The organism is Arthrobacter sp. MDT2-3 (genome assembly GCF_059090465.1).
The window spans coordinates 19,382-44,048 of record NZ_JBNHFS010000001.1; the positions used below are offsets into that span (position 1 = coordinate 19,382).

Genomic DNA, 24,667 nt, shown 5'->3' on the forward strand with positions numbered 1-24,667 from the left:
CTATCTCTGCGGCCCGATGATTGAGTTGACTCATGAGCAGCTCAACGGACCCAGAGAACCTGCCCCCACGACGCGCCCGGGAGGACGCTGACCGGAGCGGAAGTTACCGTGCCGCCGCGGCTGATGATGCCACCCGCAGCTACGACCAGCAGCCCGCAGCGGATACCACGCCGACCTCCACCTACGATCGGGTGCCGGCCGGCCACACCGGCTCAGCCGGTGCCTCTGCAGAGCGCGACTATGTCCCAGCGGCGTCGGCACCTGCTGTTGATCCGAACCTGACCGATCGGCAGACCGCCGTCGCCAGGGAGAAGGAGCGGTTCGGCGGCATCAAGGTGGGCTCGGCGTTCTTCGGCTGGCTGACCGCCACCGGTATGGCCGTGCTGCTGACCGCCCTCGTGGCAGCAGCCGGGACGGCCGTGGGCCTTGCAACCAATACCGACGTCAACGAGGCAGTGAACCAGGCGGCCCGGAACCAGGGCACCGTTGGCCTGGTAGGCATCATTGTGCTGCTGGTCATCCTGCTCCTCGCCTATTACTGCGGCGGTTACGTCGCGGGACGCATGGCACGCTTCAACGGTGCCAAGCAAGGCCTCATGGTGTGGATCTGGGCATTGATCGCGGCTGTCCTCGTATCCATCCTGGGCCTGGTGTTCGGGCAGCAGTTCAACGTGCTGGCCAACCTCAACAGCTTCCCGCGCATTCCAATTAATGAAGGGCAGCTGACCACTACCAGCATCATTGCTGCAGTTGTGGTGGCCCTGGTGGCACTGGCAGGCGCGGTGCTGGGCGGGCTGGCAGGCATGCGGTTCCACCGGAAGGTGGACCGCGCCGGCTTCACTCCGGACGAGGACAACAACGACGAGTAGTCAGGCCAGAACTTCCCCGTCCAGGTAAAACCAGCGGCCGTTCTCCCGCACGAACCTGCTGACCTCGTGATGCACACCGCGCTCGTTGCCGTGCCGGAACCATGCTTTGAACTCCACCCTCCCCTGGGCGTCCAGCGGGCCGCCGCGGTTCATGGAGACAATGTCCAGGCGCCGCCACTGCAGGTCCGGATCAAGGTCCAGGTTCGCCGGGGCCTTGTCCGGGTGCCAGGTACGCAGCAGGTAGGGCCCGTCCCGGAGTACAAACGCGCTGTAACGGGAGCGCATGAGCTGTTCTGCCGTTGCTGCTTCTGCGATGCCGGAGTGGAACCGTCCGCAGCAGACCGCATACGGCTCGCCGGACAGGCACATGCAGTTCGTGTTGGGTGTGTCCTCCGCCATAGTGCTCCTGTTTCCTGCTTCCGGCCGCGCAGTGCATGCCGTGGTTCCCCGTCCGACTATAGGCGCCCCGGCAACCTGCCAGCGGGCATAACAGCTTTAAAACAACCCGGGACGCACCGCTGCACGCGTCGGCGAGGTCCGGCAAAAATCCGTATGGTGGAGAAGGAGCTGTTGCTGGCGGAGGGGCGCAGGTGCGGGCTTCACGGCCGGCAGAGAGGAGAGATGACGTGGAAAATCCGGATACGCTCATTCTCAACCTGACCTTTTTGGGGACTGTGGGAATGGCTTTCCTGATGTTCCTGGTCCTCTTCCTGCTGGGGGTCATCACGCTGGTGCTCGCGGGGATAGGCCGGCTGGCAGCCGTCGCGCTGATGGCCTTGTTCGGCAGGCGCTCACGCAATGAAAGCGTCCAACTGGTCCGCCTGGGCGGCCCCTCCAGGGAAGGGCCCGACGGCGGCACTTCGGTTTCCGCTGCGGGTCCGGCCGGTGGGGGCGTGCCCGCCGCCAAAGCCCCGAAAGCCAAGCGCCAGCGCCGGGACTGGCGCTCCGCGCTGAAGCCGGCACACGTGCGTTCGGCGCTGCGCACCGCCGTCGTACGTCACCCCGCGCTGACGGCCGCGCGCCGCGAACCTCCCGTCCTCGCGGAGGACTGGGCCTCCGCTGTTGCTGAGGCGGATGCCAGGGCAATGGCGCGGGCTCGGGCGGCTGCACCGGAAATCAAGCTGTCTGTTCGGGATCTGCCCGATCCCCGTGTGCCTGCCGAAAAGGTGGTGGAGGTGGCTCCGCTCGTGGAGTCTTCCCTGGACACCCACGGCCCAAGCCGGGTGCCGCGGTCGTTCCAGAAAACGCAGGCTCCGCGGCCGCTGTCGCCGTTGGACACCGGGTCCCTGGTGTCATTGTCCGGTCCGGCGCAGGCGGTCAAAGGCGCCTCTTCGAAAAATTCAACCGCTAAGGGAACCGGCGCCGACCGCCAGGCGTCCACGGTTAACCCACATAAGGGCAGACAGCCCTTACCCTGAGCAACCATCTGGGTTAGCGTGAAACCCATGGAATTCAGATACCTCGGAAACAGTGGCTTCAAAGTCTCGGAAATTACCTTCGGCAACTGGCTCACGCACGGCTCCCAGGTGGAGAACGACGTCGCTTCCCAGTGTGTGAGGGCAGCCCTCGATGCAGGCATCAGCACCTTTGACACGGCGGATGTCTACGCCAACACGGCTGCGGAAACCGTCCTTGGCGAAGCCCTGAAGGGCGAGCGCCGCGAATCCCTGGAAATCTTCACGAAGGTCTTTGGCGCCACCGGACCCAAGGGCAAGAACGATCTGGGCTTGTCCCGCAAGCACATCATGGAATCCATCAACGGCTCATTGCGCAGGCTGCAGACGGATTATGTGGACCTCTACCAGGCGCACCGCTACGACTTTGAAACGCCGCTGGAGGAGACCATGCAGGCGTTCGCGGACATCGTCCGGCAGGGCAAGGCACTGTACATCGGCGTCAGCGAGTGGACGGCGGAGCAGCTCCGCGAAGGCCACGCCCTGTCAAAGGAGCTCGGTTTCCAGCTCATCTCCAACCAGCCGCAGTATTCCATGCTGTGGCGCGTCATCGAGGCCGAGGTTGTGCCGGCGTCCGAGGAGTTGGGCGTGTCCCAGATCGTCTGGTCCCCCATGGCCCAGGGCGTCCTCAGCGGCAAGTACCTGCCTGGCCAGCCCGCCCCTGAAGGCAGCCGGGCCACGGACCAGAAGGGCGGTGCCAAGATGATCGAACGCTGGATGCGGGACGACGTCCTGGCCGGGGTCCAGGAGCTCAAGCCCATCGCGGAGGAAGCCGGACTCTCCATGCCGCAGCTTGCCGTCGCCTGGGTGCTGCAGAACCCGAACGTCGCTTCGGCCATCATTGGTGCGTCCCGGCCGGAGCAGATCGCGGACAGCGTGGAGGCGGCAGGGGTGAGGCTGGAACCGGACGTCCTGAAGAAGATCGACGACGCCATCGGCTCCCTTGCCGAACGTGATCCCGCGCAAACGAAGTCCCCCTCCAAGCGGGAACACTAGCCGGTGGACTCCACTCCGGAACTGCCGGACCTGGCTGTTACCGGTTCCACCGGCGGCCTGGGCGGAATGGTGGCGCGGAGGCTCGCCGCGGCTGGTTCCGCCCAGCGCCTGCTGGTGCGGGACGCAGCACGGGCGCCCGAACTGGAGGACGCCGCGGCGGTGGTGTGCACGTACTCAGATTCAGAAGCAGCACGTCGTGCCCTTGGAGGCGCCAAGGTGCTGTTTATGGTGTCGGCCGCGGAGGCAGAGGACAGGTTGGACGAACATTTCACGTTCGTTGATGCTGCTGCCGACGCCGGCGTGGAGCACCTGGTGTACACCTCCATCTACCGCTGCGCACCGGACTCGACCTTCACCCTTGCACGCGACCACTACGCCACGGAAGAACACATCAAGGCTTCCGGAATGGAGTTCACCTTCCTCCGGAACAACCTCTACCTGGACTTCCTGCCACTGATGACGGGCGAGGACGGCGTTATTCGCGGACCGGCCGGCGAGGGTAGGTTTTCCGGTGTTGCCCGGGAGGACATTGCCCAGTGTGCCCTTGCCGTGCTGCGCGACCCTGCCATCCATAAGGGCAAGACCTATAACCTGACCGGCCCGGAAGAGCTTTCAATGTCAGGGGCAGCCGAGGTGCTCACGGCAGGAACGGGCCGGACGGTTGGCTACCATCCGGAAACGGTGGAGGAGGCTTACTCATCGCGGGCATCCTACGGCGCACCGCAATGGCAACTGGATGCTTGGGTGAGCACCTACACGGCTATCGCGGCCGGCGAGTTGGCGGGGGTGTCTCCTGATGTACATGGGCTGACCGGCCAGGATCCCCTCAGCCTGGCGGAGTTCCTGACCCGGCCGCAGCTGTAGTTGTCCCCACCGCCGGGGCGGGCCGTTGACGTGCCGGCGGGGCGGGCGTAAACCTGTGGCAAGGCATCATCCAGCCCTGCACAATTCCCGCCGACCAGAATCGCAGTGCCATGAAGCAGATCCACGACAACCTGCAGTCCACGCCTCCAGCTGAGGGTTCCGGCGCACCGGCCGCGGTGCCGGGCAGGCCCACTACCGGCCCGCTCACTCCGGAGGAACTCCAGCTGGGCGCCCGCAACCACTCCATGCCTCTGGAGGCCCTCCGCCGTGACGTCACTCCGCCGGGACTCCACTACATCCTCACGCACTTCGATATCCCCGACATCGATCCTGCCGCCTGGCACCTCCGGATCAGCGGCGCCGTGGAGCGGGCGCTGGAGCTGAGCATGGCGGCGTTGCGGAAGGATCCCGCCATCACCGTTCCCGTCACGCTTGAGTGCGCGGGCAATGGCCGGTCGCTCCTTTCACCACGGCCCATGAGCCAGCCCTGGGTCCTTGAAGGAGTGGGCACCGCACAGTGGACCGGCGTTCCCCTCGCGTACCTCCTCGGCAAGGCGGGGGTACTGCAGAACGCGGTGGAAGTGGTCTTCACCGGGGCGGATGCCGGTATCCAGGGCGGCGTCCCCCACCACTACGCGCGGAGCCTGCCGATCCGGGAAGCGCTGCGCGCCGACGTCGTACTCGCCTACAAAATGAACGGCAACGAACTGCCGCCCCAGCACGGTTATCCCCTGCGGCTTGTGGTCCCCGGCTGGTATGGCATGGCCAGCGTGAAGTGGCTGGAATCCATCGAGGTGGTCACTGCCCCCTTCGCGGGCTACCAGCAGCAAGTGGCATACCGCTACCAGGATTCAGCGGACGACGCCGGGACGCCGGTTTCGCGGATCAGGGTACGTTCGCTGATGGTGCCGCCGGGCGTCCCGGAATTCTTCACCCGCAAACGGGTGCTGCCCCAGGGACCCGTGATGCTGCAAGGCCGCGCCTGGTCCGGGCAGGCTGCGGTGACTGCTGTGGAAGTGGGCATCGATGACAAATGGCTGCCGGCGCACCTGGAAGAACCCGCGGGAGGATTCGCGTGGCGCAAGTGGACGCTGCCGTGGGTAGCGGACCCGGGCGAGCATGTGCTGGCCTGCCGCGCCACGGATGCCAGCGGAGCCACCCAGCCCCTGGAGCAGAACTGGAACTACCAGGGACTGGGCAACAACGTGGTGCAGCGCGTCAGCGTAAGGGTTGAGTAGCGGCCGCTATAAGGGCAGGTCTGGTTCCGCGGTCGGGATACTTTGTCTCCTGGACAGCAGCGCCCGGTCTATACTCGGTGCCAGCCATGACCAGTCTTCCTTCCTCCCCCGCCAGCGTCCGCATCGATGCGTGGCTGTGGGCCATCCGGGCCTACAAGACCCGCTCTGCGGCTACGGCCGCATGCCGCGCCGGCCATGTGCGGCTGAACGGCAGCCCGGCGAAGGCCTCGGCAACACTGGTCAACGGCGACACGGTGACGGTCCGGATGTCCGGTTACGAACGGATCCTCGAAGTGCGCCGGCTGATCAACAAGCGCGTAGGTGCGGAGGCGGCGTCCCACTGCTTTACGGACCACACCCCGCCGCGCCCCGTTGCCCCGGCGCTGGGCCTGCCGCAGCGTGACCGTGGTGCGGGCCGGCCCACCAAGAAAGACCGGCGCGAGATGGAACGCCTCCGCGGGGCATGATGCTGCCTGTCCGGAGTCTGATGGCGGCCTTGCCTAGCCTTTGACCCGCGCCCGCACCAGGTTCGCGAACGGCAGCTGCCCGTACTCCTCAATGAACGCCGTGTGGTACTCGGCTTCGGCCTTGTTCAAGCCTTCGGCGGGCAGTTCCTTCCAGGCGAGCAGCAACTGCCCGGCGTCCTTGAGTTGCCAGACCAGGCGGCCGTCCCAATGCCCCGGCGGCTTGCCCTGCCCGAAGTCCAGGAACTCCTGGATCTGCCGCCGAAGTCCTCGGTTGCCTTTGCTGCCCGGACCGGCCTTCCCCAGATAGAGCACAGCGGCGGCATCCACCCATTCGGCTGCGAGCGCGGGTTCCGGCAGTGAGGGGTCCTTCTTCTTGAAGACGCCGGCGGTGCTTTTCTTCAGGAATTCCGGCTGAAGCCCTTCCGGTGCGATAACGGCGAAGAGGCCTGTACCCTGCGGGACCCGCATGGCGTCAAGGTCCTTAAACGACCTGAAGCCCGCAAAGCCGTCATCTTTCAGGCCCTTCCTGGTGAACTGCATTCCTATATTGAACAGCACGCCTTCTACTGCGCCGCACCAAGGCCCTCAAGCGCGCCCACAGAGTAGGAACGGGGGCGTAACGGCGTGGTGCGCCTCATTTTCCCCTGCCCTCCTCCATGCGCGGAAGCGTAGAGTGGCCTAAGACGCCTGATTCTGGACGCCTTGCTGCTGAGGGAGAAATCGTGACGATTGATTGGGACGAAAAGAAAGCCCTGCTACAGGAACCGAACATCGCGAAGGTAACCCAGCTTTGCGACGAACTGATGGAGAAGAAGCCGGGTTCCATCGTCCCCTACATCGACCCGGTGCACGACGAGGATGAATGCCGGATCGTCAGCCTGCAGGTCAGCCCTGGAAAGGGCACCGAATCCGGCTTCGTCTCGCACTACAACGACGACGAAGCGGCCCGCCGGGCCACCCAGATCTACGAATTGGCTGAGCTCGAACCCCGCTACGTGATGCCGTGGAACGCCTATCCGTGGGTACGCGATCCGGGTATGCCGTCAGCGCTGAGCGTGCAGGAAAAGACCGACGGCCTGCGCCCGTTCCGCCAGTTCCTGAAGATCAACTCACGCGTTTCCGCGATCATTGCCCACGGCACTGACGCTTCCACTTTCCTCACGCTGTTCGAGAAGACCTACCATTCATCGCTCAAGAACAGCGGCATCAAGGTCTACAAGGCCACGGCCCTGGGCGGCCGGGCGTTCGCTGTCTCCGAGGCGAAGCAGGAAGAGCTTCTGGCCAAGAGTGTAGACATCTACAAAGACGCGATGCAGCGGGCAGGCATCCAGCACCTCTAAGCCAGTGACGCGACCGGACGTGCTCGACTGGCTGCTCGACTCCGACCCCGCCATTCGCTGGCAGGTCCTGCGCGACCTCACCGACGCGTCGCCTCAGGAGGTTCAGGCCGAACGAGAGCGGTTGGCAAACCAGGGCTGGGGCGCCAGGCTCCTCGCCCTGCAGGACACGGACGGGCAGTGGGCGGGCGGTACCTACTGGCCCGCCTACGACGACGACCCCGATGGTCAGCCCTGGACGGCCACCACCTACAGCCTGCTTCTCCTGCGCGACTTCGGCCTGGACCCCTCCAGCCGGGAAGCCCGGCAAGCTATCGCGCTGGTCCGCGCGAACTGCCGCTGGGAGGAAGGCAACCAGCGCTTCTTCGACGGCGAAGTGGAACCGTGCATCAATGGGATGACCGTGGCACTCGGGGCATACTTCGGAGAGAACGTGCACGCAGTGGTGGAGCGGCTGACCCGCGAACAACTGGCTGACGGCGGCTGGAACTGCGAGGCGGAGAGAGGCTCCACCCGCTCCTCCTTCCACACCACCATCTGCGTGCTGGACGGACTTCTCGAGCACGAACGGAGCACTGGAGGCACCGTTGAATCGCGGGAGGCGCGGCACCGCGCCGAGGAGTATCTCCTGAATCGCCGGCTGCTGAGGCGGGAGTCCAGCGGCGAGCTTATTAGCCGGGACTGGCTTCAGTTCTCCTACCCCACCCGCTGGTTCTACGACGTCCTTCGCGGGCTGGACTATTTCCGTGCCGCCGGCGGCGCCCGCGATGAACGCCTCGAAGAGGCGGTGGAGGTGCTGCGGTCAAAGGAACAACCGGACGGCAGGTGGCTGCTGGAAAACACCCACCCCGGCAAGGTCCACTTCCCACTGGAGGACGGCGACGGACAACCAAGCCGATGGAACACCCTCCGCGCTCTTCGCATACTGCGCTGGTACGAGGGTCCATGAGGGCATGCGCAGCCCGGCCTAGCCTTCCATCAACCTCCGGCGGTGCTTCAACTCCTTGACCCACGCCCTGGTGACCATGCCGGGAAACGGGCCGCCGTCGTCGTTACCTTTTTGGCCGGGCCCCTTTAGGGCACGGAAGGCCGTCCCGGCCTCCAGATCCTGGATCAGCGGGCCAGACGCCTTTAGCGCAATCTCCAGAACCTGGGCAGCCGCCCGGTCTGTGAGTCCCAGTTCTGTGGCCCAGCCCAGGAAGTGGCGGCGCGAAATCCCGGTCCTCTTCCCGTCCATGGCCAAGGCCAGGGTTTTGTCGCCGTAAACCACCGTGGAGGGGATGTCGTACACCGGCGCGATGACCCATTCTCCGTGGGGCTGCTGGACCATCGAAACGTTCTTCGCATGCAAGTCCCCGTTGCCGGTCAACCAGGCATACGCCGCCTGGATCGCCAGGTTTCGAAGCGCTGGAAGCGGTGCTGAGCAGTAGTCCGCTAGCGCACGGCACACCTGGCCATACCCCACGTTGTACTTGTCCGCCGGGTAGAGCTTCAGCACCTGCGCCCCGTCCTCCACAGCGAGGCGCCGCACATTATCGGACCCTGCCTCCGGGAGCGGCACGCGGTCGAAACGCTCCACCAACAGCCCCGGCCGCCCGGCAACATCCCGGATCAGCCGGACGCGGCTCAGCGGAATTCGAAGCCTGGCGGCGTAGCGGAACATGACGTACTCGTTCTCCACTACATGCGGAAACTCCGGCGCGTTGAGCTTCAGGATGAACTGGCGCCCGGTGCTGGCCACCGGCACGGAAATCATTCCGGCGGACAACTTGTCCTGGACACCGGCCAGGGCTACCGGATCAATCAGGTCAGGGTCGCCGAGCAACTGATCGAAATCGACAGGCCTGCGTGGATCCAGGCGGACCGCGTGATCATCAGGGTTCAAGGGTTCCCCGTGGCCGACGATCTGGACGTCTCCCACCGGGTTGCCGCCGGCCGCGATCAAAAGGGACAGGTCGTCGTCCGCGCTGGTTTTGATGGATCGACGCAGGGCGTTGAGGCGGCGGCCCTCAGGCAGCAGCCCGGTGAAATAGGGCGGAGCGGCCCCTGCACTGGACAGCACAGGTCCGCTCGCCAGCGGCAGGGAGGTGGCGACGGCGGGTCCACCGGCGCTGAGGTAGCTTGCCAGGTAGCTGAACCTGGTACCGCCGTCGTGCCGTTCAAGCCGGGCGGCGAGGACCCCCGCCTTATAGATGTCGGCGACGCGGTGCCTCACGATGTTGTGCCTTCAGCGCTTCCCGCACCTGCCTGGGCGCGGGCGGCGTGGCTGGTCCGGGTGGCGATGTGCAGCTCAAGCCCCAAAGTGTCGAGGACCGCGATCAGCGAGTCCAGCTGGATACTGGGCTTCCTCTGTTCCACGAAACGGATGAACCGTTCGGAGACACCGGCCATGTCGGCCAAGTCCCGCTGGGTGAGGCCAAGGATGATGCGGCGTGAGCGCACTTCGTTAGCCAGGGAGTCTGTAAATGCCAAGTCCATGACAGTCCTATGGGTACGCTCGTGCCGGTTATTGCTGTATTAGGGAAGCCTAGTCGCGAGGCGACCCGGAGAAAAGAGAAAACCGGTACAAACGTGCCGTTCCCGCTTATGTCGCGAAGACTCCGGCAACCTTGAGCCAAACTTGAGCTAAAGCTGAGGGGTAGCGCACAGCATTAAAAGAAAGCTTCAGGGTTCGTCGAGGTCAAGCAGAGTGCCGCAGATTTCTGATGTGTCAATCAAAGGGGGGACCTCGATCAAAAATCTCATCATTGCGTCAGTTGCAGCGGCCGGCCTGGTTGCCGGCTCGGTTGCAGTAAGCGCGGCAGCCAACGCTGATAACGGCACGGTCGTCAGAATCGTGGACGGTGACACCCTAGTGGTGTCGATCAACAACGCGGATCACACAATCCGTTTGCTGAACGTGGACACTCCAGAAACTAAGGACCCGAACCAGCCGGTCGAATGCCTCGGGCCGCAGGCTACTGATTACCTTGCCAGCGTCCTTCCGCCGGGCACCTCCGTGCGCCTTGAGTTCGACAAGAAGCGGCACGACCGCTTTGGCCGCACCCTCGCAGGCGTATTCGCTCCTGACGGCAGTCTCGTCAATGCAGAGATCGCACGTGAGGGACTGGGCATACCGGTCCAGTATGACGGGAACGTCAGGTTCCTGCCGCCGGTGGAAGAAGCTTACGAGGAAGCCCGGACCGAAAAGACCGGGCTCTTCTCGGAGACCATCAATTGCACATTGCCCGGGCAGCTCGCCCAAACTGCGCAGGCGCTTGAAGAAGCTGCCGGTGCTGCGCCTGCAACCACTTCGGCCGCCGCCGGCGCGGCCGCCGCGGTGCTCGTGACGGAACTGGCAACCGCCAAGTCGCTACGGGCAGTCTTTGCTGCGACCAAGGACGCAAACAGGGCTATCTATTGGGCCGGGCTTTCAGCAGCCGCCACGACGGCCGCCCTGTCTACCCTCGACAGCAGGATCTCGGTGGGTGAAAAGAAGCGGGACGAATTCATGTCCCTCCAGACAAACTTGGTTGCAGCTGAAAAGAAGGCCGAAGAGGAACGCCTGGCTGCCGAAGCTCGCGCCGCCGCCGAAAAGAAGGCCGCTGAAGAACGTGCAGCTGCCGAGAAGAAGGCTGCCGACGAAGCCGCAGCCGCCGCAAAGGCAGCAGCGGACGAAGCCGCCCGGCAGGCCGCTGCTGAAGCAGAGCGGCTTCGCAGGCTGCCCGCACCGGCGCCGTACGTAGCCCCGGCTCCCAGGCCGTATGTCCCACCGGCTCCTGCCCCGTATGTACCACCGGCACCTTCCAAGTACACAGGTCCCAGGTGTTACGCACCGGGCGGGAAGACCTGGAGCCCCTGCTAGACGCCCAACGACAGCGGGTCCGAGAGCTCGGATGCTCTTCGGATCCGCTGTTGTAATTGTCGAATCAGGACGTCGCTTGATCGTCCGAGTGGGCGCTCTTGCGGCGTTCCTCAAATGCTCCGGGCGACCTGCAGAATGCCGTCGTCCACGCCTCCGGCGATGGCCTTTTGGTGCTCAATTGCGGGAATTTGAACCCTATCGACAGCATCGAGCCGGGGTTCGGGCCGCGCGCAAGAAGATGTGCGCGGTAACCGAGGTAGATTCACCTTCACGTCCGGAGCCCGTCATTCGCCGAGAACGTTTCCTCCCGGATCATCCTGATCGACTCCGCCCGCCTGGTTACGCTCAAGATCAAGTACCGTGTAGGCGTGCAGGTGAAGCAGAGCTACGACGAGGCCGGAGCTGGACGAGGACTACTTTGAGTAAACCGACCGCAAATCTCTACATCGACGGATTCAACCTGTACCGAAGGCTGCTCCACGCCATCCTCAAGACAAATGGCTGGATCTGGAAGCGTTAGCCGAGTACGTCCTTCCCGACTACGAGATAAACCGGGTCCGCTACTTCACAGGGATCATCAAGCCGCTGCCCTGCGCGGACCCCAATCGCCCCAGCGTCATCAGGCCTATCTGCGCGCCTTGGCTACACTGCCACGGACTTCGGTCCATCTTGGGAAGTTTCGCATCGACCCGAGGATCATGCCCGTCCATCCGACAGAGTTCGATTCAGACGGAAATCCAGTCACGGCCAAAGTCAAGAAAACGGAAGAGAAAGGTTCCGACGTTGCGTTGGCCAGCTACTTGCTGCTCGACGCATTTAAGGATGAGGCGGATGTGTACGTTGTATCCACTAACGACTCCGACTTGGTCATGCCCATGCGGATGGTCTCCGATGACCTTCATCGGGCTACGGGCCTGTTATCGCCTATGGAACCTAAACGCTCCAGCAACGAACTCAAGCAGACCAACCCCTCCATTCACCGACAGATCACAGTTGCGGCGCTTGCTGCCTGCCAGTTGCCAGAAGTCATCCATCGATGGCAAAGGGAAAGTACATCGGCCATCGAAGTGGCGCTTAAATTCCGAAGGCCCCGATCACTCGAGCCTTCGAACCAGTAGCCGAAGCATCTCGGGGTGTATTCACACTACAGCCAGATCTGTTCCCGTAAATACAGGACGCCCTCAAACCCTTCCAAACACCACCTAGGATCTTCAAATGAGGCGAGTCGGAGCAAACGCCGTCGCTGAAGCCTACGAGAACGGATACGAGCGCATGGCCCTGATGGTCATGGCGGCTGGCAGGCACGGGCAAGCGGCGTACCGTCTCGCTGCACAACGAGCTCGCACCCGTCCGGGCCCACGTGCTGTCCGGCGAGGACAAAGTTGTGAAACTGGAATCCTCCGCACGATCGAAGACCGCGTACGCGTCAGTTAGCCGCCCCGCATTGACAGCAGCTGTGACCCCTGCCATATTTAAGGCGTGAACCTGTCAGACAGCCGGACAGCAGGACAGCCTGCGGCCCTTCCGCTCGCCCGGCTTAGTGCTGCCGAAGCGGTGTTCAATGCGATCCGGCAGGACATCGAGTCGGGACGGCTGGCGGTGGGTGCCAAACTGAGCTCGGAGGCCACGCTTTCCCAGCAGTACGGGGTAAGCCGGTCAGTCATCCGGGAGGCGCTCCGCTCCTGCACTGCCCTTGGCCTCACCGTCACCAAAACGGGCAAGGGGACGTTCGTCGTCGCCAACAAAGTGGCCAACGATCTCACCTTGGGCCAGTACTCAGCCCGGGACCTCACCGAAGCGCGCCCGCACATCGAAGTACCCGCAGCCGGACTGGCCGCGGAACGCCGCAGCGACGAAGAGCTGGAAACTCTTCGCCACATCGTCGCCGCCATGGCCACCGAAACCGACCCCGAGTCCTGGGTTTCCCTGGACTCGAGCTTCCATGCTGCCATCGCCCGTGCCAGCGGCAACAAGGTATTCGCCAGCGTGGTGGCGGACATCCGTGGCGCTCTGGCCCACCAGTCCGAGACCCTGAACATGGTGGCGGACCGGCAGCACGCCTCAGACATCGAACACCAGCACATCCTGGCCGCAATCGAGGCAGGCTCGGCCGAGGAAGCCCGCGAGGCCATGGCACACCACTTGCACGCTGTCGGTGTTGCCCTCGAATCCATCCTGAACAGCTAGCCCCAGCCAAACCCAGCCAAGGAATCCATGCTCTCCCCTGCACTTTCACCTGCCCTCAGTGCTGCCGCCCTCCCGCAGCACACGCCGCTGGTTACTGCCACCCGCGACGGACTGGTGGAGAGCGTCCACTACGGGTCAGCTATCGCACTCGAAGCTGACGGCACAACAGTGGCGGCCGCGGGTGCTCCCCTGGCGCCGTTTTATCCCCGGTCCTCCCTCAAGCCGCTTCAGGCCGTAGCCATGGTGCGCGCCGGCCTCGAGCTGCCGGCTGATCTGCTCGCCCTGGCCGCGGCAAGCCACTCCGGCGGCGCAAAGCACCGCCAGGGAGCCCTGCGGATCCTCGAACAATACGGGCTGAGCGTCAGCGACTTCGAAAACAGCAGGGACCTCCCCTACGGTGCGGGTGAGCGGGAGGAGTGGCTGCGCAACGGCGGCCGCTCCACCCAGCTCACCCAAAACTGCTCGGGCAAGCATGCCGCAATGGTTGCCACCTGCACCATCAATGGCTGGCCGGTCAAGGGTTACCTGGACCCGTCCCACCCGCTGCAGCAGTTGGTTGCCAGGACCGTCCTGGACCTGACCATAGAGACACCACTCGCCGCCAGCACCGACGGCTGCGGCACCCCGCTGTTTGCCCTCACCCTGCGAGGCATGGCCCGTGCCTTCGGTGTGATTGCGAAGGCTGCCGCGGACGACGACGGCGGGCCGGCTTCGCAAAGCGCGGAAGCCGCCGTCGGGCTCGCCATGCAGGGTCACCCGGACATGGTGGCCGGGGAAGGCCGGGACGTCACCGCGCTGATGCGCCTGCTCCCGGGCTCCGTGGCCAAGGACGGCTTCGAAGGCGTGCAGCTGGTGGGCCTGCCGGACGGTGCCGCCGTTGCCGTGAAGATTGCCGACGGCGGCGACCGCGCCAGGATGCCTGCCACGGTCAAGCTCCTCGACGCGCTGGGCGTGGACACCACGCCGCTCTCATCAATCGCAACCGCACCCGTTCTCGGCGGCGGCCACCAGGTGGGCCTGCTGCAGGCCGCCGACTTCCTGCCCACATCAACAATGTCCATACCCGTCAACGAAGCCCTGTAAGGACCCCATGACCACGATCAACACTGCCGCGCCCGTCCGGTCGGAACACGACCTGCTCGGAGATCGCGACGTCCCCGCCGATGCCTACTGGGGCGTGCACACCCTCAGGGCCGTGGAGAACTTCCCCATTACCGGCCAGAAGCTCTCATCCAACATGCACCTGGTCCGGGGCCTGGCAGCAGTCAAGCTTGCGGCGGCCCGCACCAACCGGGAGCTCGGGCTGCTGGACGCTGAACGTTCCGACGCCATCGAGCGGGCGTGCCAGGACATCCTGGACGGCCGGCTTGCCGACCAGTTCGTGGTGGACGTCATCCAGGGCGGCGCCGGAACGTCCTCGAACATGAACGCCAACGAGGTCATCGCCAACCGTGCCTTGGAAATCCTCGGTCACCCCAAAGGCGACTACGCCCGCCTGCACCCCAACGACCACGTCAACCTGTCCCAGTCCACGAATGACGTCTACCCGACGGCAGTAAAGCTGGGCACCATCTTTGCTGCCCGGGAGCTGCTGGACGCCTTGGCCGAACTCGAGGAAGCCTGCGCATCTAAGGCGCTGGAGTTCCGCACGGTGGTCAAGATGGGCCGCACCCAGCTGCAGGACGCCGTGCCGATGACCCTGGGCCAGGAATTCGGTACCTACGCCATCACCATCGGCGAGGACCGGCTCCGTCTTGCCGAAGCCGACCTGCTGATCCACGAAATCAACCTCGGCGCCACTGCGATCGGCACTGGCCTGAACGCACCCCTGGGCTATGCCGAGGCAGCCTGCCGGCACCTCGCCGGCATCACCGGCCTCCCGCTGGTCACCGCCCCGGACCTCATCGAAGCAACGCAGGACGTGGGCGCCTTCGTCCACCTCTCGGGAGTGCTGAAGCGCGTGGCCGTGAAGCTCTCCAAGATCTGCAACGACCTCCGCCTGCTCTCCTCCGGCCCGCGCGCCGGTTTCGGCGAGATCAACCTCCCGGCCGTGCAGTCCGGTTCCTCCATCATGCCCGGCAAGATCAACCCGGTGATCCCGGAAGTGGTCTCCCAGGTTGCCTATGAAGTCATCGGCAACGACGTCACCATCACAATGGCCGCCGAAGCCGGTCAGCTCCAGCTCAACGCCTTCGAACCCGTCATCGTCCACAGCCTCCACAAGAGCATCTCTCACCTCGAAGCCGCGTGCCGCACCCTCACGGCCCGTTGCATCCGGGGTATCACTGCCAATACGGAACACCTCCGCCTCACCGTGGAACAGTCCATCGGCCTTGTCACAGCCCTGAATCCCCACCTGGGCTACGCCACCGCAACAGCCATCGCGCAGGAAGCACTGGCCACCGGCAAGGGCGTGGCCGAGCTCGTCCTCGAACACGGACTCCTCACCAGCACCCAACTGCAGGAACTCCTCAGCCCCGAACGCCTCGCCAACCTCAGCAAACCGGTCCCGGCCCCAAATCAAACGGCATCTTAAAAGGACATCCCCATGACTAATCCCCCCATCACAGACCACACCGTCCCGCCACAGGCGCATGCTTCTGAGTCGGCGTTGCATGCCGAGGACAAGGGTTATCACAAGAACCTCAAGCCGCGGCAGATCCAAATGATCGCGATCGGCGGTGCGATCGGTACCGGCCTGTTCCTGGGCGCCGGCGGCCGGCTCAACGCCGCGGGCCCGTCCCTGGTTATCGCGTACGCCGTCTGCGGGTTCTTCGCGTTCCTGATCCTGCGCGCCCTGGGCGAACTGGTCCTTCACCGCCCTTCCTCGGGTTCATTTGTCTCCTACGCCCGGGAATTCTTTGGCGAAAAAGCAGCCTTCGTTTCCGGCTGGTTCTACTGGATCAACTGGGCCACCACCACCATCGTGGACATCACCGCCGCGGCCCTGTACATGAACTTCTTCGGCAACTACATTCCCTGGATGGCAGCGGTCCCGCAATGGGCCTGGGCCCTGATCGCCCTGGTCGTGGTCCTGGCCCTGAACCTGGTCTCGGTCAAGGTCTTTGGCGAAATGGAATTCTGGTTCGCCCTGATCAAGGTCGCAGCCCTGGTCGTGTTCCTCATCGTGGGCACCTACTTCGTCATCTTCGGCACCCCCGTGGACGGCCAGCAGGTCGGCTTCAGCCTCATCTCCGATAACGGCGGGATCTTCCCCAACGGCCTGCTGCCCATGATCATCCTCATGCAGGGCGTCCTGTTCGCCTACGCCTCCATCGAACTCGTTGGCACCGCCGCCGGCGAAACCGAAAACCCCGAAAAAATCATGCCCAAAGCCATCAACTCCGTGGTCTTCCGCATCGCGGTGTTCTACGTCGGCTCCGTGATCCTCCTGGCCCTGCTGCTGCCCTACACCTCCTACGAAAAAGGCGTCAGCCCCTTCGTGACCTTCTTCGGCTCCATCGGCATCCAGGGCGTGGACGTCATCATGAACCTCGTCGTCCTCACCGCCGCCTTGTCCTCCCTCAACGCCGGGCTCTACTCCACCGGCCGGATCCTGCGCTCCATGTCCGTCAACGGCTCCGCCCCCAAATTCGCCTCCCGCATGAACAAAGCCGGCGTCCCCTACGGCGGCATCGCCATCACCGCCGGCGTCTCCCTCCTGGGCGTCCCGCTGAACTACCTCGTCCCGGCCGACGCCTTCGAAATCGTCCTCAACGTCGCCTCCGTCGGCATCATCATGACCTGGGCCACCATCGTCCTATGCCAGATCCAACTCCACCGCTGGGCCAACAAAGGCTGGCTCAAACGCCCCTCCTTCCGCATGTTTGGCGCCCCCTACACCGGCTACCTCTCCCTCCTCTTCCTCGCAGGCGTGCTGATCATGGTCTTCATCGAATCCCCCCTCACCATGCTCGTCACCGCCATCGCCTCCATCCTGATGGTCTTCGGCTGGTACGCCTGCCGCAAACGCATCCGCGAAATCGCCGAAACCCGTGACGGCTACACCGGCACCGCCCCCGTGATCGCCAACCCACCGGCGGACACCTTCAAGAAGTAATCCCCTCTACGGCGTACGACGGCGGCACCCCAGGTTCTCGAATTCGAGAAGCTGGGGTGCCGCCGTCGTACGTTGTTGTTCAACTCCCGCTTAGTGGGATGGTTTTACCACCATCGCCGAACCACCGCCACGCCTGGCCGGTTCGGCCACAGCAATGACCTTGTTGTCATCGAGGAACTCGATGGCAGTAGCTGCGCCGATTTCGGCTGCGGAAGTACCCGGCGTACCCGCAGCGGCGAAATTGTGGCCGTACCGTGTGGCGAGGTCCTTGCCGTACGGCGCGTCGATGAACGCCTGCTCAGCGGTTACGTTTGCGGTGTTGCGCTGTGAGGCGCGGGGAGCCGCCAAGGCGTCCTCAAGGCTCATGCCCAGGTCGATACGGTTAATCAGCGTCTGCAGGACGGTGGTGATGATGGTTGAACCGCCCGGGGAACCAAGCGCCAGGAACGGTTCGCCGTCCTCGAGCACGATGGTGGGCGACATGGACGAACGCGGCCGCTTGCCCGGCTCGATACGGTTGGGGTCGGTTTCGCTGTACACCGGTGAGAAGTCCGTCAGCTCATTGTTCAGTATGAAGCCGCGGCCTGGAACCACAATGCCGGAACCGCCGGTCTGCTCGATGGTGAGCGTGTACTCCACCACGTTGCCCCACTTGTCCGAAACCGTGAGGTTGGTGGTGTTGATGTTTTCCGTATCCGAGGCGTCAGTAAGCGCTGCCGGCCTTGCCGGGCACACGCCGTCGTATGACCCCGCGTCCCCTGCAGCCACAGGCTTTGTGGCCGCCCGATGGAGGTCAATGGCGCAGGACCGTTCTTTTCCGAACACCGGGTCCAACAATTCCTCCGTGGGGACATCCACGAATGCCGGGTCGCCCACGTACTTTCCACGGTCGGCAAACGCGAGCGCGCTGGCCTCAAGGTAGTGATGAAGGACCTTTGGCTTGTCCTCCCGAAGGGACGGCAGGTCAAACACCTCAAGGATGTTCAGCGCCTCGCCTACGGTAGTGCCGCCGCTGCTCGAAGGCGCCATGCCATAGACGTCATACCCGCGGTACTCAATGTGGGTGGGGTCCTGGTCAAGGGCCTTGTAGTCGTCCAGGTCCTCGGTGGTCATGACGCCCGCAGGTCCGGGCAACGCAGTCTGGCCCGGAGTGCTGGGGGCATTGCGCACCGTGGACACGATCTCTTCCGCCAGCGGGCCCTCATAGAACTCGTCGACACCCTTGTGCCCGAGGAGGCGGTATGTCTCGGCTATATCCTCGTTCTTGAAAACGGCTCCGACTGCAGGTGCATCGTTATCCGGGCCGGGCAGGAAAAGCTCCCTCGTCGCCTCGAATGGCAGGAAGCGCTCCCTGTTCTCCAGCGTCTGGAGGCGGAAGGTTTCATCCACCAGGAAGCCATCCTCCGCCACGTCAATGGCAGGCTCCAAGGCTTCCCTGAGGCTCATGCTGCCCCAGCGGTCCAGCGCCCGTTCCCAGGTTGCCGGTGTACCCGGCACGCCGACCGAGATTCCACTGGTTGCCTGCTTCTTGAAGTCATAAGGCGTCCCGGTGGCGGGGTTGATGAAGGCGTCCCGAGGCATCGCTTGAGGGGCGGTTTCCCGGCCATCAATGGTTTTGACCCTGCCTGTGTCCGCGTCATAGAACACAAAGTAGCCACCGCCGCCGATGCCGGCGCTGTAGGGCTCGGTTACGCCGAGGGTGGCTGCCGCGGCGACAGCGGCGTCAACTGCGTTGCCGCCCTTGCGAAGGACTTCGATGGCCGCCGCGGAGGCGTCCAGGTCAACGGTGCTGACGGCTCCGCCGTACCCCTTGGCGACAGGGGCCTTTTCGGAGTCGTCGGCCTCCCATGAATGGGCAGAGGCCGGGCTTACCAATACTCCAGTCGTCACGCTCATCGCCAGCGCCGCCGTAATGGCAGCTCCCCGGCGTCCCAGATGTGGCATGGTTGCTCCTGAATGGGTTCGAGTGAGGTGAATCACACGCTACTCCTCGCACCATCTACTCTCAACGGCTGCGACTACCCCTCTTGACGCACGCCAAACCCGGGTTTATCCTCGCCCCATCCTGCCGTTTCAACGGCTTGCGAGGAGGACCGTGTTGAACAATCCGGAAGCAAAGATTGTTGTAGGTGTGGACGGTTCTGATTCCTCCGTGCAGGCCCTGCGGTTGGCGGCCAAGCTGGCGCCTGCACTCGACGCGCGGATCCATGCGGTGGCTTGCTGGGATTTCCCCCAGATCTACGCTGGCTACGTTCCGCCCGACTTCGACGCCTTTGAAGGAGCCGCAAGGCAGACCTTGGCCGAGGCTCTCGGCAAAGCGTTCGGGCCGGATGCCCCCGTGGAGATTACCCAGGCCATAGTCCGCGGCCCGGCGCCGGCGAAACTGGTGGAAGCCGGCGCTGACGCCGCACTCCTGGTGGTGGGCCGCCGCGGGCACGGCGGCTTCATTGGCATGCACCTTGGGTCAGTGAGCTCAGCATGCGTTTCGCACGCCGCCTGCCCGGTCCTGGTGGTGCATGCCGACAGCAGCCACCGCCACCACCATCTCTGGAGAGGCTCCAAGGACAAGGGCGCCGCGAAGCTCTAGCCGCCCGAACCTTCCTGGCGTAACGCAACGCCCCGGCGACTCCGGGCCGGGGGCCGATCCCCTATGCTCAGCAGAGTGCCCCTTGGCGCCGGCGCCCGCGGGGGTGGCGTAAGGAGCAGTTCAACGACGAACCAACCGGGAGACAGTATGACCAACTGGCGGATCAGGGATTTCCACTCGGCCGACCTCGACGGGATCCTGCACCTCTGGGAGACCCTCAAATCCCACAACGTCGAACCCGTGTACGCACTGTCCGAGGTCCTCGCATCGTGTGAAAAGGACCATGCCGTGGTGGCGGTGCAGGGCGAGCAGGTGGTGGGGGCCGCCGTCGGACGCGCCGCCCACGACCAGGGCTGGATCGTTTTCCTGGCCACGCTGCCCGAATACCGTGGCCGCGGGATCGGCACCTCGCTGCTGGCCGCCGTCGAAAGCCGGATGGCGCCGCATGGGCTGAACAAACTCTCGGCGCTCATGCCCGAATCGGAAACCCGTGTGGAGGCCTTCCTGGGCCGCGGGTTCGCTCTCAAGAAAAACCTGCGCTACTTCGAGCGGACCATCCCCGTCCAGCGGCAGGAGCTCGGCGCGCTGGGCCAGCTCGGCGGCCGAGTCCTGGCCCGCGACCTGTGGGAAAACGTGGCCGGCATGCGCAAGGAAAAGGAACTGCTGGAACGCCGCCTGGTCCTCCCCCTGGCCGAGGCCGACCTCGCGGACGAATTCGGCGTCGTCCCGCCCCGTGCCGTGGTGCTCTTCGGCCCGCCCGGCACCGGCAAAACCACCTTCGCCAAGGCCATCGCCTCCCGCCTGGAATGGCCCTTCGTTGAGGTGTTCCCCTCCCGGCTGGCCGCAGACCCGCAGGGCCTGGCCGGCGCCCTGCGCGAGACCTTTCTGGAGATCGCCGAACTGGAGCACGCCGTGGTGTTCATCGACGAGGTGGAGGAGATCGCGTCCCAGCGCTCGGGCGAGCCGCCGTCGCCGCTGCAGGGGGTTACCAACGAGCTGCTCAAGATCATCCCGGCGTTCCGTGAACAGCCGGGCCGGCTGCTGGTGTGCGCCACGAACTTCATCCGCGCCCTGGATTCCGCGTTTCTGCGCCACGGCCGGTTCGACTACGTCATCCCCATCGGCCTTCCCGACCGGCAGGCCCGCGAGGCCATGTGGCAGCGGTTCATCCCCGCCCCGGTGGTGGATGACGTGGACGTGGAACTGCTGGTGGACAAAACCGAGGGCTTTTCTCCCGCCGACATCGAGTACGCCGCCCGCAGCGCCTCCCAGCGTGCGCTGGAAAAGGCAGTGTACGACGACGGCGGGCTCGCTTCCGGCGGCGCACTTTCCGTCCGGGAGGCGGTGCGGAAGGGGCCCTCCACCCAGGACTACCTGGACGCAATTGGTGACACCCGCACCACGGTCAGTGCCGAAGTGCACCAGGACTTCCTGGAGGACATCGACGCCCTGGGCCGCGTGTAAGGCAGTAACGTTTGATGCATGTCCTCCAACCCCCTCCGGCATGCAATGGCGCGCATGGGCGGCCGCGATCCGCATGAAAAGCACCGAGCCGCCACACCGCTTGAACTCTTTTTCGACCTGACCTTCGTAATCGCCTTCGGCGTTGCCGGCAGCCAGTTCGCCCATGAAATCGCCGAAGCACACATCGTTGCCGGGCTGATGGGGTTCTCCTTCGCGATGTTCGCCGTCATCTGGGCATGGATTAACTTCACGTGGTTCGCCAGCGCCTACGACACCGATGACTGGATCTTCCGCGTGGTCACGTTGATCCAGATCGTTGGCGTCCTGATCCTTGCCATGGGAATCGAGCCCATGTTCCATTCGCTGGTGGAGGGAAAACATGTGGACAACGCGGTGATCGTGGGCGGCTACGTGATCATGCGGCTGGCACTGGTTGCCCAATGGCTTCGCGCAGCCAGGCAGGATCCTGCCCGCCGCGAGACATGCCTGCGCTACGCCAAATACCTTGCGGTGGTGCAGCTCGGTTGGATTGCGGTACTGATCGTCGAGGCGGACGTTCCCACCACATTCTTCATGATTGTGCCCTTGATCGTCCTGGAGATGGCCACCCCGTACGCCGCCGAACGCAAAGCGCGGACCCCGTGGCATGCCCACCATATTGCCGAGCGGTACGGGCTGCTGGCCATCATCGCTTTGGGTGAATGCCTCATCGGTGCGATCGAGACGCTCCGCGCCATCGTGGCCAACCACGGCTGGAGCGTGGACGCCGCACTGGTTGGCTTTGGCGGCACAGCCTTGGCTTTCGGTATGTGGTGGATTTACTTCATGCTTCCCACCGGACGCGCGTTGCACCTGCGGCGCCACCGGTCTTTCCTGTTCGGCTACGGCCACATCCCTATTTTCGCCGCGATTGCCGCCACCGGCGCCGGGCTGCACGTGGCGGCGTACTTCATCGACCACGAGGCACACATCAGCGGCGCAGTTGCTGTGGCCAGCATCGCGGTTCCGGTGGCACTGTTCAAGGGTTCGCTGACCTGGCTGTACAGCGTGATGGTGGGCCCGGACCGGACAGTCATCATCGTGGCAGCAGGCGTGCTGGCGGCCCTGGCCGCATCAGTCGGCATGGCGGCAGCCGGAGTTTCGGTCCCGGCCTGCATGCTGGTAATCGTGCTGGCGCTCGGCATGTCGATCGTCGTCGATGAGCGCCGCGGTTCCGACCGACTGCATCACGCCCTGGAAAAGCTCGAGGCTACTGCTCCCCGGCCGTCCTAGCATCCAGGCCCGCGCCACCGGCGGCATCCGGTTCCCCGTAGGACAGGTTCTCGTAGTCGGTGGTGTCTGCCTCGTCCAGCTGGTTGTCCAGCTCTTCCAGCAGCCACGGGTTGACCCGTGCAAGGATCTTCCGGACCTCCTCCACCTCGACGGCGGCGTACAGTACGGGACGGGCATCGCGGTACTTGGTGACAGGCGGTTTGTCCGGCCATTTCTCCGCCAACGCCTGAACCCTCTCGGGCAGTGAGTTGTGGGCGTTGTCGGCGATCTTGACCAACGCAGCATCATGGTCTTCAGCGATTTCGCGGATCCCGGCCTCGTAGTCGTCCGGGTTTTCGTGCAGCCGTTTGGTGACGCGTTCGATAATTTCCACAGCCCGCTCGGACACGCCCATGTCCAGCAGCGCCTGGCGGGTCATTGGAGTGTCTTCGGCGATGTCGTGCAGGTACCCGGCGATCCGGATATCGTCATCGAAATCGGCGAGGGCATCGCCAACGGCGAGGACATGTTCCCGGTACGGGCGCTTCAGCTTGTCCTTCTGCCGGTTGTGGGCCACCTCGGCGAGTACCTTGGCGGTCTCAACCGTGAATCTGGGCGCCGGGCTCTGCTCCGCGGCATGCTGGTCTGACATGACCTAAGCCTAGGCTGAAGAGGCGGCTTGGGCTGAACCGGCGGAAACCGGCCTGCGCGCCTACTGCTTGCCGTACTTCCGATGAACCGCCTGCTTGCTCACCCCCAGGCACTGCGCAATGGCTTCCCAGGACAATCCGGCCTGCCTTGCGCTCCGGACAAGCGAGGACTCTGTCCGGCTCACTTCCTTCTGCAGTTCAGCGACGGCGTGCAGGGCCTCTGCCGGCCCCATTCCATCCATTGATCCCACAAGGGTCTTCATGCGATCCACCTCCATTGCGTCAACATTAGTTGACGCTCAATCGGGTGTCAACTAAAGCTGACGATCAGTCGGTGCACGCAGCGTCCTGATGAAGCCGAGGCTCGAGGCCCGTAACGTCCATCCCCCTCCACACCCACGGTTCCAGCGGCAGGGCGGACGGGTCGAAGGCCCGCAGGGCCTTCTCAAGCGGACCGGCAGGCAGTCCCAGCGACTCGAGCAGCCGGTCCCGCACGGCAGCGGCGGGGCTCCCCGCACCTGCCAGATCCTGGAGCGTCACCGCACCGTCCCGCTTTGCCAGCCGGACGCCGGCTGCATTCACCACCAACGGAACATGCACATATTCCGGAGATGGAATATTCAGGAGCGCTGCGAGGAACGCCTGACGCGGAGTGGACGGGAGGAGATCGTCGCCGCGGACCACCTGATCGATGCCCTGCTCAGCGTCGTCCACCACCACTGCGAGGTTGTAGGCCGTCACACCGTCGTTGCGCCGCAGCACGAAGTCATCCACCATGCCGGTGTAGGTGCCGTGAAGCAGGTCGCGGACGCTGTAGTGCGCGACCTCGGCGCGCAGCCGGATGGCAGCGGGCCGCGTCGAGCGCTTGAACTCAAGCTCTGCGGGGTCCAGATGCCGGCAGGTCCCCGGATACGCACCCTGCGGCGCGTGCGGAGCGGACGGTGCCTCCTGGATTTCACGCCGCGTGCAGAAGCACTCGTACGTCAGTCCGGCAGCCTCCAACCGCGAAACCGCGGCGGCGTAGAGCGGGCCGCGCGCAGTCTGGCGAACCACCTCGCCGTCCCAACTAACACCAATGGCCGCCAGGTCCCGCAACTGCCCAGCTTCGGCTCCGGCCCGTGCGCGGTCAAGATCTTCCACCCGGAGCAGGAACTTCCGGCCCGTGGACCGGGCGAACAGCCAGGCAAGGATTGCCGTCCGAAGATTCCCTACATGGAGGTCACCGGAGGGACTGGGGGCAAAGCGGCCTGCGGAGGTCATGGGTCAACCCTATGCGGGAAGGAAATGTGCCGGGACAGCACAAGAGCCCCTCAGCTACTGACTTCGGAAGAACCGACGTCGGTAGCTCAGGGGCTCTTGCAGTGTTTGCAGAATGACCGAGGTGTGAACAAGTGTCAAT

25 protein-coding genes are annotated in these 24,667 nt (G+C 64.5%); 17 read left to right on the forward strand and 8 right to left on the reverse strand.

All coding sequences use genetic code 11. The features are described 5' to 3' along the window. The first annotated feature begins 32 nt into the window (after positions 1-32). On the forward strand, positions 33-869 hold the full coding sequence (locus AC5RUQ_RS00100; protein WP_493945377.1) for a hypothetical protein: 837 nt from the start codon (positions 33-35) through the stop codon (positions 867-869). Here the strand turns inward: AC5RUQ_RS00100 and AC5RUQ_RS00105 are convergent, their stop codons facing one another. After that, positions 870-1,268, reverse strand: a complete 399-nt coding sequence (locus AC5RUQ_RS00105; protein ID WP_493945378.1) for a YchJ family protein — start codon at positions 1,266-1,268, stop codon at positions 870-872. Positions 1,269-1,495: 227 nt separating this feature from the next. Here AC5RUQ_RS00105 and AC5RUQ_RS00110 point away from each other — a divergent pair, with 227 nt between their 5' ends. From AC5RUQ_RS00110 to AC5RUQ_RS00130, 5 genes are all read left to right on the forward strand, one after another. Next, positions 1,496-2,287 carry a hypothetical protein gene (locus tag AC5RUQ_RS00110; RefSeq protein ID WP_493945379.1) on the forward strand — a complete coding sequence of 264 codons (792 nt, stop codon included), beginning with the start codon at positions 1,496-1,498 and terminating at the stop codon, positions 2,285-2,287. A 27-nt stretch (positions 2,288-2,314) separates the two neighbouring features. After that, complete coding sequence (locus AC5RUQ_RS00115; RefSeq protein WP_493945380.1) at positions 2,315-3,319, forward strand: aldo/keto reductase family protein; 1,005 nt, start codon at positions 2,315-2,317, stop codon at positions 3,317-3,319. 3 nt (positions 3,320-3,322) lie between these two features. Then, complete coding sequence (locus AC5RUQ_RS00120) at positions 3,323-4,183, forward strand: SDR family oxidoreductase (RefSeq protein ID WP_493945381.1); 861 nt, start codon at positions 3,323-3,325, stop codon at positions 4,181-4,183. Positions 4,184-4,293: 110 nt separating this feature from the next. Next, a complete protein-coding gene (locus AC5RUQ_RS00125; RefSeq protein ID WP_493945382.1) occupies positions 4,294-5,421 on the forward strand; it encodes a sulfite oxidase in 1,128 nt (375 codons plus the stop codon). 86 nt (positions 5,422-5,507) lie between these two features. Continuing rightward, positions 5,508-5,888, forward strand: a complete 381-nt coding sequence (locus AC5RUQ_RS00130) for an RNA-binding S4 domain-containing protein (RefSeq protein ID WP_163166413.1) — start codon at positions 5,508-5,510, stop codon at positions 5,886-5,888. 33 nt (positions 5,889-5,921) lie between these two features. Here the strand turns inward: AC5RUQ_RS00130 and AC5RUQ_RS00135 are convergent, their stop codons facing one another. Continuing rightward, positions 5,922-6,428, reverse strand: a complete 507-nt coding sequence (locus AC5RUQ_RS00135) for a hypothetical protein (RefSeq protein WP_493945383.1) — start codon at positions 6,426-6,428, stop codon at positions 5,922-5,924. A 182-nt stretch (positions 6,429-6,610) separates the two neighbouring features. On the opposite strand from AC5RUQ_RS00135, the gene AC5RUQ_RS00140 reads away from it, so the two are divergent. Continuing rightward, on the forward strand, positions 6,611-7,228 hold the full coding sequence (locus AC5RUQ_RS00140) for a uracil-DNA glycosylase family protein (protein WP_493945384.1): 618 nt from the start codon (positions 6,611-6,613) through the stop codon (positions 7,226-7,228). A 4-nt stretch (positions 7,229-7,232) separates the two neighbouring features. Further along, entirely contained in the window at positions 7,233-8,174 is a 942-nt protein-coding gene (locus AC5RUQ_RS00145) for a hypothetical protein (protein ID WP_493945385.1), read from the forward strand. Between the two features lie 18 nt (positions 8,175-8,192). Here AC5RUQ_RS00145 and AC5RUQ_RS00150 read toward each other — a convergent pair whose 3' ends face one another. Next, positions 8,193-9,440 (reverse strand): type II toxin-antitoxin system HipA family toxin, encoded by a 1,248-nt coding sequence (locus tag AC5RUQ_RS00150; protein WP_493945386.1) that lies wholly within the window; start codon positions 9,438-9,440, stop codon positions 8,193-8,195. Next, complete coding sequence (locus tag AC5RUQ_RS00155; protein ID WP_493945387.1) at positions 9,437-9,703, reverse strand: helix-turn-helix transcriptional regulator; 267 nt, start codon at positions 9,701-9,703, stop codon at positions 9,437-9,439. The genes AC5RUQ_RS00150 and AC5RUQ_RS00155 overlap by 4 nt, the downstream gene beginning before the upstream one ends. A gap of 229 nt (positions 9,704-9,932) precedes the next feature. Between AC5RUQ_RS00155 and AC5RUQ_RS00160 the strand changes: the two genes are divergently transcribed. The 6 genes from AC5RUQ_RS00160 to AC5RUQ_RS00185 all read left to right on the forward strand — a co-directional run bounded on the left by AC5RUQ_RS00160 (position 9,933) and on the right by AC5RUQ_RS00185 (position 17,316). After that, the gene (locus AC5RUQ_RS00160; protein WP_493945388.1) at positions 9,933-11,069 is read left to right on the forward strand and encodes a thermonuclease family protein; all 1,137 of its coding nucleotides are present in this window, start codon (positions 9,933-9,935) and stop codon (positions 11,067-11,069) included. 698 nt (positions 11,070-11,767) lie between these two features. Next, positions 11,768-12,187, forward strand: coding sequence for a PIN domain-containing protein (locus tag AC5RUQ_RS00165; RefSeq protein WP_493945389.1), 420 nt, complete (start codon positions 11,768-11,770; stop codon positions 12,185-12,187). Positions 12,188-12,548: 361 nt separating this feature from the next. After that, a complete protein-coding gene (locus AC5RUQ_RS00170; protein ID WP_493945390.1) occupies positions 12,549-13,256 on the forward strand; it encodes a FadR/GntR family transcriptional regulator in 708 nt (235 codons plus the stop codon). A gap of 27 nt (positions 13,257-13,283) precedes the next feature. Next, on the forward strand, positions 13,284-14,339 hold the full coding sequence (locus AC5RUQ_RS00175) for an asparaginase (protein ID WP_493945391.1): 1,056 nt from the start codon (positions 13,284-13,286) through the stop codon (positions 14,337-14,339). Between the two features lie 7 nt (positions 14,340-14,346). Then, a complete protein-coding gene (locus AC5RUQ_RS00180; protein ID WP_493945392.1) occupies positions 14,347-15,792 on the forward strand; it encodes an aspartate ammonia-lyase in 1,446 nt (481 codons plus the stop codon). Between the two features lie 12 nt (positions 15,793-15,804). Continuing rightward, on the forward strand, positions 15,805-17,316 hold the full coding sequence (locus AC5RUQ_RS00185; protein WP_493945393.1) for an amino acid permease: 1,512 nt from the start codon (positions 15,805-15,807) through the stop codon (positions 17,314-17,316). 90 nt (positions 17,317-17,406) lie between these two features. On the opposite strand, the gene ggt is transcribed toward AC5RUQ_RS00185, so the two are convergent. Continuing rightward, positions 17,407-19,260 (reverse strand): gamma-glutamyltransferase, encoded by a 1,854-nt coding sequence (gene ggt, locus AC5RUQ_RS00190; RefSeq protein ID WP_493945394.1) that lies wholly within the window; start codon positions 19,258-19,260, stop codon positions 17,407-17,409. Positions 19,261-19,411: 151 nt separating this feature from the next. Between ggt and AC5RUQ_RS00195 the strand changes: the two genes are divergently transcribed. The 3 genes from AC5RUQ_RS00195 (at position 19,412) to AC5RUQ_RS00205 (ending at position 22,639) form a co-directional block, all read left to right on the forward strand. Continuing rightward, positions 19,412-19,903, forward strand: coding sequence for a universal stress protein (locus AC5RUQ_RS00195; protein ID WP_493945395.1), 492 nt, complete (start codon positions 19,412-19,414; stop codon positions 19,901-19,903). Between the two features lie 147 nt (positions 19,904-20,050). Continuing rightward, positions 20,051-21,367, forward strand: a complete 1,317-nt coding sequence (locus AC5RUQ_RS00200) for an ATP-binding protein (RefSeq protein ID WP_493945396.1) — start codon at positions 20,051-20,053, stop codon at positions 21,365-21,367. Positions 21,368-21,385: 18 nt separating this feature from the next. Continuing rightward, the gene (locus AC5RUQ_RS00205) at positions 21,386-22,639 is read left to right on the forward strand and encodes a low temperature requirement protein A (RefSeq protein ID WP_493945397.1); all 1,254 of its coding nucleotides are present in this window, start codon (positions 21,386-21,388) and stop codon (positions 22,637-22,639) included. On the opposite strand, the gene AC5RUQ_RS00210 is transcribed toward AC5RUQ_RS00205, so the two are convergent. From AC5RUQ_RS00210 to gluQRS, 3 genes are all read right to left on the reverse strand, one after another. Then, entirely contained in the window at positions 22,617-23,270 is a 654-nt protein-coding gene (locus tag AC5RUQ_RS00210) for an HD domain-containing protein (RefSeq protein ID WP_493945398.1), read from the reverse strand. The genes AC5RUQ_RS00205 and AC5RUQ_RS00210 overlap by 23 nt on opposite strands. 60 nt (positions 23,271-23,330) lie before the next feature. Continuing rightward, positions 23,331-23,531: an AsnC family protein gene (locus AC5RUQ_RS00215; RefSeq protein ID WP_493945399.1), complete on the reverse strand. Its 201-nt coding sequence runs from the start codon at positions 23,529-23,531 to the stop codon at positions 23,331-23,333. A 64-nt stretch (positions 23,532-23,595) separates the two neighbouring features. Then, a complete protein-coding gene (gene gluQRS / locus AC5RUQ_RS00220) occupies positions 23,596-24,528 on the reverse strand; it encodes a tRNA glutamyl-Q(34) synthetase GluQRS (protein WP_493945400.1) in 933 nt (310 codons plus the stop codon). Between the last annotated feature and the right edge of the window lie 139 nt (positions 24,529-24,667).

Excerpts from the sequence above, each read along its gene's own strand:
- AC5RUQ_RS00205 (WP_493945397.1), top strand. The coding sequence starts at position 21,386 with ATGTCCTCCAACCCCCTCCGGCATGCAATGGCGCGCATGGGCGGCCGC.
- AC5RUQ_RS00210 (WP_493945398.1), bottom strand. The coding sequence starts at position 23,270 with ATGTCAGACCAGCATGCCGCGGAGCAGAGCCCGGCGCCCAGATTCACG.
- AC5RUQ_RS00175 (WP_493945391.1), top strand. The coding sequence starts at position 13,284 with ATGCTCTCCCCTGCACTTTCACCTGCCCTCAGTGCTGCCGCCCTCCCG.
- AC5RUQ_RS00105 (WP_493945378.1), bottom strand. The coding sequence starts at position 1,268 with ATGGCGGAGGACACACCCAACACGAACTGCATGTGCCTGTCCGGCGAG.
- AC5RUQ_RS00180 (WP_493945392.1), top strand. The coding sequence starts at position 14,347 with ATGACCACGATCAACACTGCCGCGCCCGTCCGGTCGGAACACGACCTG.
- AC5RUQ_RS00125 (WP_493945382.1), top strand. The coding sequence starts at position 4,294 with ATGAAGCAGATCCACGACAACCTGCAGTCCACGCCTCCAGCTGAGGGT.
- AC5RUQ_RS00200 (WP_493945396.1), top strand. The coding sequence starts at position 20,051 with ATGACCAACTGGCGGATCAGGGATTTCCACTCGGCCGACCTCGACGGG.
- AC5RUQ_RS00215 (WP_493945399.1), bottom strand. The coding sequence starts at position 23,531 with ATGAAGACCCTTGTGGGATCAATGGATGGAATGGGGCCGGCAGAGGCC.
- AC5RUQ_RS00185 (WP_493945393.1), top strand. The coding sequence starts at position 15,805 with ATGACTAATCCCCCCATCACAGACCACACCGTCCCGCCACAGGCGCAT.
- gluQRS (WP_493945400.1), bottom strand. The coding sequence starts at position 24,528 with ATGACCTCCGCAGGCCGCTTTGCCCCCAGTCCCTCCGGTGACCTCCAT.
- AC5RUQ_RS00115 (WP_493945380.1), top strand. The coding sequence starts at position 2,315 with ATGGAATTCAGATACCTCGGAAACAGTGGCTTCAAAGTCTCGGAAATT.
- AC5RUQ_RS00100 (WP_493945377.1), top strand. The coding sequence starts at position 33 with ATGAGCAGCTCAACGGACCCAGAGAACCTGCCCCCACGACGCGCCCGG.
- AC5RUQ_RS00165 (WP_493945389.1), top strand. The coding sequence starts at position 11,768 with ATGCCCGTCCATCCGACAGAGTTCGATTCAGACGGAAATCCAGTCACG.
- ggt (WP_493945394.1), bottom strand. The coding sequence starts at position 19,260 with ATGCCACATCTGGGACGCCGGGGAGCTGCCATTACGGCGGCGCTGGCG.
- AC5RUQ_RS00135 (WP_493945383.1), bottom strand. The coding sequence starts at position 6,428 with ATGCAGTTCACCAGGAAGGGCCTGAAAGATGACGGCTTTGCGGGCTTC.
- AC5RUQ_RS00130 (WP_163166413.1), top strand. The coding sequence starts at position 5,508 with ATGACCAGTCTTCCTTCCTCCCCCGCCAGCGTCCGCATCGATGCGTGG.
- AC5RUQ_RS00155 (WP_493945387.1), bottom strand. The coding sequence starts at position 9,703 with ATGGACTTGGCATTTACAGACTCCCTGGCTAACGAAGTGCGCTCACGC.